Source organism: Rhizobium sp. SU303 (genome assembly GCF_021052345.1).
GTDB lineage: Bacteria > Pseudomonadota > Alphaproteobacteria > Rhizobiales > Rhizobiaceae > Rhizobium > Rhizobium laguerreae.
This window is the reverse complement of record NZ_CP088097.1, coordinates 41,359-53,859: the sequence shown is the minus strand read 5'-3', so window position 1 is coordinate 53,859 and position 12,501 is coordinate 41,359. Positions and strand designations below refer to the sequence as shown.

Below are 12,501 nucleotides of genomic sequence, written 5' to 3'. Positions count from 1 at the left end.
CGTGCTCAGATACATTCTCTGGCGCATCGCCGCCATGGTGCCGACGCTCTTCGTCATTTCGGCGCTGGTCTTCACCATCATCGAGCTGCCGCCGGGCGACTTCTTCGAGAGCCAGATCGCCGAGCTGCGGGCCTCTGGCGAGACCGCCAATCTCCAGGAAATCGAAGAGATGCGCCAGCAATACGGCTTCGACAAGCCGGAAATCGTGCGCTATTTCTATTGGGTCGGCGGCATGCTGCACGGCGATTTCGGCTATTCCTTCGAATACCAGCTCCCGGTCTCGGACGTGGTCGGCGAACGGCTGTGGCTGACGATGCTCGTCTCCTTCACGACGATCCTGCTCACCTGGCTGATCGCCTTTCCCATCGGCATTTATTCGGCGACGCATCAGTACAGCTGGAGTGATTACGGGCTGACCTTCCTCGGCCTGCTCGGCATCGCCATTCCGAACTTCATGCTGGCGCTGATCCTGATGTATTTCGCCAATGTCTGGTTCGGTCTGTCGATCGGCCATCTGATGGACCAGCAATATCTCAACGCGCCGATGAGCTGGGAAAAGGCGAAGTCGATCCTCGGCCATCTTTGGATCCCCGTTATCATCGTCGGCACTGCCGGGACGGCCGGCATGATCCGGCGGCTGCGCGCCAATCTTCTCGACGAGATGCAGAAGCAATATGTGACGACCGCGCGGGCCAAGGGCCTGCATCCGATGCGGGCCTTGGTCAAATATCCGCTGCGCATGGCGCTCAATTTCTTCGTCGCCGATATCGGCTCGATCCTGCCGTCGATCATTTCCGGCGCCGAAATCGTGGCGATCGTCCTGTCGCTGGAAACGACCGGGCCGATGCTGATCAAGGCGCTGCAGAGCCAGGACATGTATCTCGCCGGCTCCTTCCTGATGTTCCTGGCCTTCCTCAACGTCATCGGCGTACTGATCTCCGACATCGCCCTCGGCTTCCTCGATCCCCGTATCCGTCTGCAAGGCAGGAGCACCAAATAATGTCGCCCCTTCCCGCACCCGGCGCGCCGCTGCCGCACTACGTCTCGACCGCTCCCTTCGATCCCCAGGCGACCGAAAACTTGACGGCGGCGCAATCGCGCATCCATCTCGCCTCGCAGAAGCAGCTGATGTGGTGGAAGTTCAAGCAGCACAGGCTCGCCTTGATCTCCGGCATCTTTCTCGCCGTCGTCTACCTGATGATCCTGATCGTCGAGTTCCTGGCGCCTTATGGCCTGCACACGCGCAATGTCGATTTCATCCACGCGCCGCCGCAGCAGATCCACCTCTTCGACAAGGGCAGCTTCGTCGGTCCCTTCGTCTACGGCCGCAGCATGGCGCTCGATCTCGACACGCTGCACCGCGTCTATACCGACAGGCCGAACGACGTGCAGCCGATCCGTTTCTTCTGCCGCGGCGATGCCTACAAATTCTGGGGCCTCGTCGCCTCGAACTATCATCTCGTCTGCCCGGCGATCGGCGGCCAGATGTTCCTGCTCGGCACCGACCGGCTCGGCCGCGACGTACTCTCGCGCATCCTCTACGGCGCGCGGATATCGCTGACCATCGGTCTGATCGGCATTTCGATCAGCTTCGTGCTCGGCATCGTCATCGGTGGCCTTGCCGGTTATCGCGGCGGCATTTTCGATCTCATCGTCCAGCGCCTGATCGAAGTGCTGCAATCGCTGCCGAGTCTGCCGCTGTGGATGGCGCTGGCCGCCATCATGCCGGTGACGTGGAGCCCGATCGTCATCTATTTCGGCATCACCGTCATCCTCGGCATCATCGACTGGACGGGTCTGGCGCGTGCCGTGCGCTCCAAACTCCTGGCGCTGCGCGAGGAAGATTATGTCCAGGCCGCACAGCTGATGGGCGCCAGCACGCCTCGCATCATCGGCCGCCATCTGGTGCCGGGCTTCATGTCACATCTCATTGCGTCGGCGACGATTTCAATCCCCGGCATGATCCTTGGAGAGACTGCGCTCTCCTTCCTCGGCCTTGGGCTTCGTCCGCCGATCACCAGCTGGGGCATTCTGCTGACCGAGGCAAAAAGCGTCAGCGTCATCGCCTTCTATCCATGGCTGCTCTATCCGATCATTCCTGTTGTTCTCGTCATTTTGGCGTTCAACTTTCTGGGAGACGGCTTGCGTGATGCGGCAGATCCCTACAAATAGCAGGAAACGCGGCGGCGCATCACGGCACCGCCCCCACCTCTTGGCCTCCGGACGGTGGGGGTACTAACTATGTTGCTGAGCCCAGAAGGGATGCCCATGTCCAGACGTCTCGAAGATGCGCGCATCCTCATGTACAGCCACGATACCTTCGGTCTCGGCCATCTGCGCCGCTGCCGCGCCATCGCCCATGCGCTGGTCGAGGATTATCGCGGCCTCAATATTCTGATCATTTCGGGTGCCACGATCGCCGGCGCCTTCGACTATCGCGCCCGTGTCGACTTCGTGAAGATCCCGAGCGTCATCAAGCTCCGCAACGGTGAATATACCTCGCTCGCCAGCCATATCGACCTGCACGAGACGCTGAAGATGCGCGAATCGAGCATTCGCCACACGGCCGAGACCTTCCAGCCCGATATCTTCATCGTCGACAAGGAACCGATGGGACTGAAGGGCGAGGTCGAGGATACGCTCGCCTATCTCAAGGCCCGCGGCACCGTCCTGGTTCTCGGCCTGCGCGAGATCATGGACGCGCCGCATCTGCTCGAGGCCGAGTGGAAGAAGAACAGCATCATGCAGAAGATCGACCAATATTACGACAGTGTCTGGGTCTATGGTCCGCCGGATTTCTACGATCCGCTGATCGGCCTCGACGTGCCGGCCAGCCTGCGCCGGAAGATGGATTTCGTCGGCTTCCTGCAGCGCAGCGTCTCCAGGGGCAAGACCTCGATCAACGCCCGCAAGGACAATTACATCCTCGTCACCACGGGCGGCGGCGGCGACGGCTCCGATCTCGTCCACGACGTCATGAATGCCTACGAGGCCGATCCGACGCTGACGCAGAAGGCGCTCGTGGTGCTCGGGCCCTATATGCCGGCCGCCGAGCGCTCCAAGCTGGTGCAGAAGGGGGAAGCCATTCCCTATATCGAGGTGATCGAGTTCGACAATCACATGGAAGAGCTGATCGACAGCGCCACCGGCGTCGTCGCCATGGGTGGCTACAACACCTATTGCGAGATCCTCTCCTTCGACAAACCGGCCCTCATCGTGCCGCGTGTCAAGCCGCGCGAGGAGCAGCTGCTGCGCGCCCAGCGGGCAAGCGAGCTCGGCCTCGTCGACATGCTGCTGCCGGACCAGTCGGTCGACCCCACAATCATGGCCGAGGCGCTAAAGCGCCTGCCCTCCCGCCAGCCACCGTCGAAGAGCGGCGGCAATATGCGTCTCGAAGGACTGGACCATATCTCGCAGACCGTCGGCCGGTGGATCGACGGCCGCGGCAGCCACCTTTCCCTCGTCGGCGCGGAATAGGGCAAAGCCTTGCCGCCACGCCGCAAGATCCTCGTCGTGCTGAAAGGCTATCCCCGCCTCTCGGAAACCTTCATCGCCCAGGAGTTGCTCGGCCTCGAAAAGGCCGGCTTCGACCTGACGCTGATTTCGATGCGCCGGCCGACCGACAGGAAGCGCCATCCCGTGCATGACGAGATCCGGGCGCGCGTCGTCTATCTGCCGGAATATCTGCACGAGGAGCCGATCCGCGTGCTGAAGGGCCTCATCGCCGGTTTCTCCAAACCCGGCTTCAAGGCGCTGATGAAGCGCTTCCTCGCCGATCTCAAGCGCGACATCTCCCGCAATCGCTTCCGCCGTCTCGGCCAGGCACTGGTGCTGGGGCGCGAATGGCCGGACGAGGGCGAATGGTTGCATGCCCATTTCATCCACACACCGGCCTCGGTGACGGAATATGCGAGCATCCTCACGGGCACGCCCTGGACCTGTTCGGCGCATGCCAAGGACATATGGACGTCGCCAGACTGGGAGCTGAAAAAAAAGCTCGGCAGCGCCCGCTGGACCGTCACCTGCACCAGGACGGGCTACGACCATATGCGGACGCTGACATCACGCAGGGAGGCCGTGCACCTGAGTTACCACGGTCTCGATCTCGCCCGTTTCGGCCACTTTGCCGGCGAGCGTTCGAACCGGACCGGCAGCGATCCCGACGATCCGGCCTTCATCCTCAGCGTCGGCCGCGCCGTCGAGAAGAAGGGCTACGACGTGCTGCTGCGCGCGCTGGCGCTGTTGCCCGCCGACCTTCACTGGCGCATGGACCATATCGGCGGCGGCGAGGAGCTTGCGAAACTGAAGGCGCTGGCGACCGAACTCGGCATTTCCGGCCGCATCGTCTGGAAGGGCGCCATGGCGCAGGAAGACGTGCTCGATCATTACCGCCGCGCCGACCTCTTTGCGCTTGCCTGCCGCATCGCTGCCAACGGCGACCGCGACGGCTTGCCGAACGTCCTCGTCGAAGCCTCCAGCCAGCGGCTCGTCTGCCTCTCGACCGACGTATCCGGCGTGCCGGAACTCTTGAAGAACGGTGAAAACGGCCTCGTCGTGCCGCCGGAGGATCCGGCGTTGCTGGCCGGAGCGCTGGAAGTGGCGATCCGCGACCCGGCGCTGCGCAAGCGCCTCGGCGACGCCGCCGAAAGCCAGGTGCGCGAATATTTCGACTATCACTCCAGCATCAGACAGCTCACTGGCCTGTTCGAGGCCGAATGGCAGAAGGCGTCATGACGGCACCGCGTATTTTCTTCTATGTCCAGCATCTGCTCGGCATCGGCCACATAGCCCGCGCCAGCCGCATCGCCAATGCCTTGGTGACGGACGGTTTTGACGTCACTGTCGTGACCGGCGGCCTGCCGGTGCCGGGCTTTCCGGGCGAAGGCGTGAAGACCGTGGCCCTGCCGGCGGTCGTCGCCAGCAATGCCGGTTTCTCCGGCCTCGCCGATGCCGATGGCCGGCCGGCCGGCGAGGATTTCCTCCATGCCCGCCGCCAGCTGCTGCTCGATGCCTTCCATGCCGCAAGACCGGATGTCGTCATCATCGAAGCCTTCCCCTTCGGCCGGCGACAGATGCGTTTCGAACTGCTGCCGCTGCTCGAGGCGATCGAAAAGGCCGAACCGCGGCCGAAACTCTTGAGCTCGGTGCGCGACATCCTGCAGGAAAACCGCAAGGCCGGCCGCGACGCGGAGACCGTCACGCTGGTCAAGGATCATTTCGATGCCGTGCTCGTCCACGGCGATCCCGGTTTCATCAGGCTTGAGGACACGTTCCCGCTGACACCCGAGATCGCCGACAGGCTGCGTTATACCGGCCTCGTCGCAGCCCCGCCGGCGCCGGAACCTGCCGAGACATTCGACATCATCGCATCGGCGGGCGGCGGTGCGGTCGGCGCCGCGCTGATCGGCGCGGCCAAAGAGGCGGCAGCGCTGCTGCCGGACAATCTTCGTTGGCTGCTGGTATCAGGCCCGAACCTGCCGGAGGCCGATTTCGCCGCGCTGGCTGAGGACGCGGCGGCGAATGTGACGCTGGTGCGCTTCCGCAAGGATTTTCCCTCGCTGCTGCGCGGTGCCAAGGTCTCGATCTCGCAGGCAGGCTACAACACCGTCGGCGACCTGCTGCGTACCGAATGCCGGGCGATCCTCATCCCCTTCGTCGCCGGCGGCGAGACCGAGCAGACGGTGCGCGCCGAACGGCTGCAGGCGCTCGGCCTCGCCGATATCCTGCCGGAAAACGGGCTGACGTCGGGCCTTGTGAAGGAGGCGGTGGAAAAGGCGCTCGCCGCACAGCCACGGGGGCCGATCTTGCTCGACCTCGACGGGGCGGAGAAAACCGCCCTCATCATTCGCTCCATGATTGCCGAATCCCTCGCCTAATCCAAAATTCCTGTGATATAAGCAATGTTCCGGCGAGAATCGGCATTTCTGCAGCCGGTCGCTTCGCCTTGTTTTCATTGCGATATCGGCGGTCCGGCTGCATGATCCTGTTCTCAAAATTCCTTCCCGTCCCGGCGCCCGGATCGCGCCCCCGGAATTTCCCAGCAAGCTGACGGTTAGCCATGGAAAAAAGCCTCGCCCGCTACATCTGGAAGAACACGCGGCTGCAGCAGCTGTGGATTCTGGCTGTCGTCGCCGCATCGATGGTGCCCTACTTCCTGTCCTTCGACCTGCCGAAGCAGATCGTCAACGGACCGATCCAGGGTGACGGCTTCGAAGGTCCGGGCGCGACGCAGACCTTCATGCATATTGCCTACGACCTGCCGCTGATCGGCCATGTCGAATTCTTTCAAGGGTTGCAGCTCAACCGCTTCCAGATGCTGATGGCCCTCAGCCTGGTGTTTCTGGCGCTGGTGGTGCTGAACGGCCTCTTCAAGTTTTACATCAACACCTATAAGGGCCGGCTCGGCGAACGCATGCTGCGCCGTATCCGCTTCGAGCTGATCGACCGGGTGCTGCGCTTTCCGCCCATTCACTTCAAGCGGGTGAAATCGGCCGAGATCGCCACCATGATCAAGGACGAGGTGGAGCCGATGGGCGGCTTCACCGGCGACGCCTTCGTCTCCCCTGCCCTTCTCGGCGGCCAGGCGATCACCGCGCTCGTCTTCATCATCGTCCAGAATTTCTGGCTTGGCATGATTGCCGCCGGCATCGTCGGCGTTCAGGCGGTCGTCATTCCCCGCATGCGCAAGCGCCTGCTGGAACTCGGCCGCCAGCGGCAGCTGACGGCGCGCGAACTCTCCGGCCGCGTCGGCGAAATCGTCGAGGGCATCGGCACGATCCACGGCAACGACACGTCGAACCTCGAACGCGCCGACATCGCCTCGCGGCTCGGCCGGATTTTCTCGATCCGCTACGACCTTTACCAGTGGAAATTCCTGGTGAAGTTCATCAACAACTTCCTCGCTCAGGTCACGCCGTTCCTGTTTTACGCGATCGGCGGCTACCTGGCGCTGCAGGGCCGGCTCGACATCGGCCAGCTCGTCGCCGTCATATCAGCCTACAAGGACCTGCCCGGTCCGCTGAAGGAACTGATCGACTGGGACCAGATGCGCCAGGACGTGCAGGTGAAGTACCAGCAGGTCTATGAGCAGTTCAATGTCGAGCCGCTGATCGACAGCCGCATCCAGGAACTCGCAACCGCCCCGGTCGGCGCGCTGACGGGCGCGTTCGTCGTCACCAACCTGTCGCTCTCCGACGATAGCGGCGCCCGCCTCGTCGACCACGTCTCGGTCGAGATCAAGCCGAACGAGACGGTGGCGATCGTCGGGCCGAACGGCAGCGGCGCGGAAGCCTTCGCCGAAGCGCTCGGCCGCATGGTCTGGCCGGACTCCGGCCGCATCACCATCGACGGCCGCGATCTTCTCGACATGCCGGAATCGATCACCGGCCGGCGGATCTCCTATGCCTCGTCCGACACCTTCTTCTTCCACGGCACGCTCGCTAGCAATCTGCTCTACGGCCTGAAACATGCGCCGATGACCGATCCGGTTTACGACGAGCGGGAAGCGCTGGAGTATAAATGGCATTCCGCCGAGGCGGAGAAGGCCGGCAATCCGACGCTCGACCTCAACAGCGACTGGGTGGACTACAAGGCCGCCGGCGCCAGCGGGCCCGAGGACATTCTGAAAGCGATTCGCCCGGTGCTCGACGCCGTCCTGATCTCGCAGGACATCCTCGATCTGGCGCTGCGCTCGACTGTCAATACCGATGTTCATGTGGCGCTCGGCGACCACGTCGTGGCGCTACGCGCCTCGCTCAGGGACCGGCTGCGCGACGAGGGGCTCGACACGATCGTCGTGCCTTTCGATTTCGATGCCTATAACGCCCAGGCGACGGTCGGCGAGAACCTGCTCTTCGGCACGATGAAGCGGCCGCTGATGACCAACCGCAGGCTTGCCGCGCATCCCTATTTCCAGCAGCTCTTCCGTGAGACCGGCCTTAGCACCGATCTCTACGCCATGGGCCTCGAGATCGCCGAGAACGCAGTGGAACTCTTCCACGACTTGCCGCCGGACCATCCATTCTTCCAGCAGCTGACCTTCATGACGGCGGACGACATTCCGACCTACCAGGCGCTGCTGCAGAAGCTGCAAAGCCGCCGCTTCGAGGACGCCACGCCGGAAGAACGTTCGGCCATCATCCGGCTGAGTTTTGCCTATATCGAGCCGCGCCACCGCTTCGGCTTGCTGTCGAACGAACTCATGGACAAGATCGTCAGCGCCCGCAAGCAGTTCCACGAGCATATTCCGGCCGATCTCGCCGAGCTGATCGAGCGCTATGACGCCGAGCGTTTCACGCCTTCGGCAAGCCTGATGGACAATGTGCTCTTCGGCCGTATCGCCTATCAGCAGGCCGACGCTTCCGACCGCATCCGCGGCATCATGGGCGAACTCTTCGACGCGCTCGACCTTTATGACGACGTGTTGTCGATCGGCCTCGAATTCGACGTCGGCTCCGGCGGCAAGCGGTTGACCATGGTGCAGCGCCAGAAGCTGAACCTGGCCCGCGCGCTGTTGAAGCGCTCGGACTATTTCATCTTCAACCGGCCGCTGTCGGCGCTCGACCAGCGCGTTCAAGATCAAATCACCCGCAACATCATCGAGGGCCTGCACGAAGAGGGCCATCGCCCGGCGATCATCTGGGTGCTCTCCAACGCCCGGCAGGCCGAGATGTTCGACCGGATACTGCTCTTTGATCGCGGCGGATTGGCGGAAGCCGGAAACTATCCGGAACTTTCCGAGAAAAACGGGATGTTCAAGGAACTGTTATCGTAATATTCTATAGGGGCGGCGATAATGGGCGTTCCCGGTGGGGCGCCTCAGAGTTTTGAAGACGCTTGGTCCCGCGGACCCTGCGTCAGGGGATTGAAACGCTCATGCTGTTGAGAGACGAAGTTGAAATGCTGCGAAGGGTGCCGATCTTTTCAAGGATCGCGCCAGCAAAGCTCAAGCTTTTGGCCTTTACCTCCGATCGCATGACCTACAAGGCCGGACAGGACCTCTTCCATCAGGGCGACGTCGGTGATGCTGCCTATGTCATCCTCTCTGGCACCGCCGATATCGTCGTCGCTTCGCCGGCCGGCGAGATCAAGGTCGCCGACGTCGAACCCAATTCCATCGTCGGCGAAATCGCCATCCTCTGCGATGTCTCGCGCACGGCAACGGTCCGCGCCACCTCGTCGCTAGAGGTGCTGCGCATCAGCAAGGAGCACTTCCTGAAGCTGCTCAGCGATTTCCCCGAGATGGCCGTGGAAATCATGCGGGTGCTGGCCGACCGCCTGAACCACACCACGGCGGAGCTGACCGCGGCCCGGGCGGCAAAGCAGCCGCAAATGGCGCAGTAGGATTCAGCTATAGGATTTGGGTGGCCAAACGATCCTCACTTGCCCTCATCCTTGAGCAAGGCAAGCAACTCGGCACTCTCGCGCGCCATCTCTCCCTTAATGACTTCATGCGGGATCCAGACAGCGTTCGGATCATCGGCTTCCCGGATTGCTTCCTCGACCCGTTCGAGAAACCATCCCTCGTATGCCGCCGCCTCGTGAGTTCGCCGCAAAGCCTCGGCACGATCCGGTCCCACTTCTCTCCCAGGCATGGCTTCCTCGCAAAGTCCTATTCGCGCTGCTCCAGCGCCCTGCTGAAGGCAAGCGCTGCAAGCGTGCAGATGGCGCCGGACAGCAGGTAGTAACCGACGAAGGTCAGGCCGAAGCGGCTGGAGAGGCTGAGCGCCACCAGGGGCGCAAAACCCGCGCCGATCAACCAGGCCAGATCCGACGTGAAGGCGGCACCGGTATAGCGGTAGCCGCGGCCGAAGCGGGACGAGATCGAGCCCGTCGCCTGGCCGAAGGAAAGGCCGAGCACGCCGAAGCCGATGATGACGAAAGCGTCATGGCCGCTGTTGCCGGATGCGATCAGGCTCGGCCCGACGAAGCTGAAGACGGCGATGATGACGGCGCAGATGGCAAGCTGGGCGCGCCGCCCGATACGGTCGGCGATCAGGCCCGAGGCGATGATCGTGAGGATGCCGACCGCGGCGCCGATCACCTGCACCACCATGAAGGTGCCGATCGGCTGGTTGCCGTAAAGGCTCATCCAGCCGAGTGGGAAAATGGTGACGAGGTGGAACATCGCGAAGCTTGCGAGCGGAACGAAGGCGCCGATCAGAATGTCGCGGCCGTGAACGCGCAGCACGTCGAGAATGGGGGCTGCTTCCAGCTCATGCTGCTCCAGCAGCGTGCCGAATTCCTTGGTCATGACGAGCCGCAAACGCGCAAACAGCGCTACGACGTTGATCGCGAAGGCGACGAAGAAGGGATAACGCCAGCCCCAGGAGAGGAAATCTTCACTGGAAAGATTGGCGACGAAATAACCGAACAGGGTGCTGGCCAGCGCAAAGCCGATCGGCGCGCCGAGCTGTGGGATCATCGCATACCAGCCGCGGTGCTTGGCCGGCGCGTTGAGCGCCAGCAGCGAGGCAAGGCCGTCCCAGGCGCCGCCAAGCGCGAAGCCCTGGCCGAGGCGGAAGAGCGCCAGCAAGGCGATCGACCAGACGCCGATCTCGTTGTAACCCGGCAGGAAGGCGATCGAGGCGGTGGAACCGCCAAGCAGGAAAAGCGCGATCGTCAGCTTCGTGCCCCGGCCGTACAGCCGGTCGATCGTCATGAAGACGACGGAGCCGACGGGGCGAGCCAGGAAGGCAAGCGAGAAGATGGCGAAGGAATAGAGCGTGCCCGTCAGCCTGTCCGGCGCGAAGGGAAAAATCAACTGTGGAAAGACCAGAACCGAGGCAAGGCCATAGACGAAGAAATCGAAGAATTCCGACATGCGGCCGATCACCACGCCGATGGCGATACTACCAGGCGAAACCGGCTTGTCGTCGTGAATGCGCCGCGCGTCGCGTTCCAGCGACGACGATGACGGACCGTAATGCGATGTTGTAACCATAAAACGCCTCCCTCGTTGAAGCGCTTTCGGCAAGGCGCCTCAGCCTGATCTTGATCAAACCTGCAGGCTTATCAAGTCCGTAAGACGTAAATAGTTCATCATCACGGCTCAAAATGAGGCTTAGGCGGAAAAAACAGCGTGATCCGGACCGCGATTTTTCCCGGGGACGCTGGCTTGGCCGGCTCTTGCGGATATATTGATTTGAAACATGCGCTGGCGAAAGAATCCTTCTTGGATTTCATCAGGATTCCAAAGCTGTAGTGCACCCTGATTTGTGTCGCAGTGCGGCATGATTGCTGCACTGCGACCAAACACCTCATGTCGCTGTCAGGTTCAGTGCGTTAGTCGCGGAACGAACGAAACAACAAGAGCTTAGAGACGTGCTAAAACTGGTGAAGTTTTCCCGCCTTCTATCCGTCTTGCCGCTGCTTTTCCTGGCAGGATGCAACATGGTGGTCATGGCGCCCTCCGGCGACATCGCCGCGCAACAGCGCGATCTGATCGTGATCTCGACGGTGCTGATGCTTTTGATCATCATCCCGGTGATCTTCCTGACGCTGTTCTTCGCCTGGCGCTACCGCCGCTCCAATACGGCCGCAACCTACGCGCCGGAATGGCACCATTCGACCCGCCTCGAAATCGTGATCTGGGCAGCGCCGCTTGCGATCATCATCGCGCTCGGCGCCGTGACCTGGATTTCCACGCATAAGCTCGATCCCTATCGCCCGCTCGACCGCCTCGATGCGGAGCGCGCCATTCCGGCCAATACCAAGCCGCTGATCGTCGAGGTCGTGGCGCTCGACTGGAAGTGGCTGTTCTTCTATCCCGAACTCGGCATTGCCACCGTCAACGAACTCGCTGCCCCGGTCGACATGCCGATCAATTTCAAGATCACTGCCTCCTCGGTGATGAACTCCTTCTACATCCCTGCCCTGGCCGGCCAGATCTATGCGATGCCCGGCATGGAGACGAAGCTGCACGCCGTCATCAACAAGCAAGGCGAATATGAGGGCTTCTCCGCCAATTACAGCGGAAGCGGCTTCTCGCACATGCGCTTCAAGTTCCACGGCCTCGACCAGGCGGGCTTTGACGCCTGGGTGGCGCAGGTCAAGCAGCAGGGCACGATGCTCAACCGCGACGCCTATCTCAAGCTCGAGAAGCCGAGCGAGAAGGAACCAGTGCGTTATTATGCCGGCGCCGATGCCGACCTTTACAACGCCATCCTCAACATGTGCGCCGCTCCGGGCAAGATGTGCATGAACGAGATGATGCATATCGACATGATGGGCGGCGGCGGCAAGGAAAGTGCCGAGAACCGCGAGAAGCTGCAATACGACAACCGTCATGCCGACGAAGGCATCGTGGCGCCCGCCGCCACCGTGCCGGCGACCGGGGCACCGGCACGCAGTGAGCCTGCCGAGCGGACCGACGGCAACAGCATGCAGCACGACATGCCCGGCATGGACATGCAGCATGAGGGTCATTCCATGCCCGGCACGAGCAATGGCGCCGATCCGGCGCCGGCGCAGCTCAACAACAACAATTAACCTGGCGCTTTG

9 protein-coding genes and 1 pseudogene are annotated in these 12,501 nt (G+C 62.3%); 8 read left to right on the top strand and 2 right to left on the bottom strand.

Going from position 1 to position 12,501, the window contains the following annotated elements:
- The first annotated feature begins 1 nt into the window (after position 1).
- The 7 genes from RlegSU303_RS29175 to RlegSU303_RS29145 all read left to right on the top strand — a co-directional run bounded on the left by RlegSU303_RS29175 (position 2) and on the right by RlegSU303_RS29145 (position 9,342).
- Complete coding sequence (locus RlegSU303_RS29175; RefSeq protein ID WP_017957812.1) at positions 2-1,000, top strand: ABC transporter permease; 999 nt, start codon at positions 2-4, stop codon at positions 998-1,000.
- A complete protein-coding gene (locus tag RlegSU303_RS29170) occupies positions 1,000-2,172 on the top strand; it encodes an ABC transporter permease (protein ID WP_017957811.1) in 1,173 nt (390 codons plus the stop codon). The genes RlegSU303_RS29175 and RlegSU303_RS29170 overlap by 1 nt, the downstream gene beginning before the upstream one ends.
- A gap of 96 nt (positions 2,173-2,268) precedes the next feature.
- Positions 2,269-3,477, top strand: a complete 1,209-nt coding sequence (locus RlegSU303_RS29165; protein ID WP_017957810.1) for a glycosyltransferase family protein — start codon at positions 2,269-2,271, stop codon at positions 3,475-3,477.
- 9 nt (positions 3,478-3,486) lie between these two features.
- A complete protein-coding gene (locus RlegSU303_RS29160) occupies positions 3,487-4,734 on the top strand; it encodes a glycosyltransferase (protein ID WP_131719806.1) in 1,248 nt (415 codons plus the stop codon).
- Positions 4,731-5,876 carry a glycosyltransferase family protein gene (locus tag RlegSU303_RS29155; protein WP_017957808.1) on the top strand — a complete coding sequence of 382 codons (1,146 nt, stop codon included), beginning with the start codon at positions 4,731-4,733 and terminating at the stop codon, positions 5,874-5,876. Before RlegSU303_RS29160 ends, RlegSU303_RS29155 begins: the two co-directional genes overlap by 4 nt.
- Positions 5,877-6,058: 182 nt before the next feature.
- Positions 6,059-8,773, top strand: coding sequence for an ABC transporter transmembrane domain-containing protein (locus RlegSU303_RS29150; RefSeq protein WP_017957807.1), 2,715 nt, complete (start codon positions 6,059-6,061; stop codon positions 8,771-8,773).
- Between the two features lie 101 nt (positions 8,774-8,874).
- The gene (locus RlegSU303_RS29145) at positions 8,875-9,342 is read left to right on the top strand and encodes a cyclic nucleotide-binding domain-containing protein (RefSeq protein ID WP_017957806.1); all 468 of its coding nucleotides are present in this window, start codon (positions 8,875-8,877) and stop codon (positions 9,340-9,342) included.
- Positions 9,343-9,377: 35 nt separating this feature from the next.
- Here the strand turns inward: RlegSU303_RS29145 and RlegSU303_RS29140 are convergent.
- Together RlegSU303_RS29140 and RlegSU303_RS29135 are read right to left on the bottom strand one after the other, a co-directional pair.
- Positions 9,378-9,572 (bottom strand): annotated as a pseudogene (locus tag RlegSU303_RS29140) (hypothetical protein); the annotation flags it as partial.
- Positions 9,573-9,610: 38 nt separating this feature from the next.
- Positions 9,611-10,942, bottom strand: a complete 1,332-nt coding sequence (locus RlegSU303_RS29135; protein ID WP_017957805.1) for an MFS transporter — start codon at positions 10,940-10,942, stop codon at positions 9,611-9,613.
- Positions 10,943-11,322: 380 nt separating this feature from the next.
- Here RlegSU303_RS29135 and cyoA point away from each other — a divergent pair, with 380 nt between their 5' ends.
- Positions 11,323-12,489 (top strand): ubiquinol oxidase subunit II, encoded by a 1,167-nt coding sequence (gene cyoA, locus RlegSU303_RS29130; RefSeq protein ID WP_017957803.1) that lies wholly within the window; start codon positions 11,323-11,325, stop codon positions 12,487-12,489.
- Positions 12,490-12,501 lie beyond the last annotated feature (12 nt).

What these genes read in the sequence shown, in the direction of transcription:
- RlegSU303_RS29145 (WP_017957806.1), top strand. Translation starts at nt 8,875, where the DNA reads ATGCTGTTGAGAGACGAAGTTGAAATGCTGCGAAGGGTGCCGATCTTT.
- RlegSU303_RS29165 (WP_017957810.1), top strand. Translation starts at nt 2,269, where the DNA reads ATGTCCAGACGTCTCGAAGATGCGCGCATCCTCATGTACAGCCACGAT.
- RlegSU303_RS29135 (WP_017957805.1), bottom strand. Translation starts at nt 10,942, where the DNA reads ATGGTTACAACATCGCATTACGGTCCGTCATCGTCGTCGCTGGAACGC.
- RlegSU303_RS29155 (WP_017957808.1), top strand. Translation starts at nt 4,731, where the DNA reads ATGACGGCACCGCGTATTTTCTTCTATGTCCAGCATCTGCTCGGCATC.
- RlegSU303_RS29150 (WP_017957807.1), top strand. Translation starts at nt 6,059, where the DNA reads ATGGAAAAAAGCCTCGCCCGCTACATCTGGAAGAACACGCGGCTGCAG.
- RlegSU303_RS29170 (WP_017957811.1), top strand. Translation starts at nt 1,000, where the DNA reads ATGTCGCCCCTTCCCGCACCCGGCGCGCCGCTGCCGCACTACGTCTCG.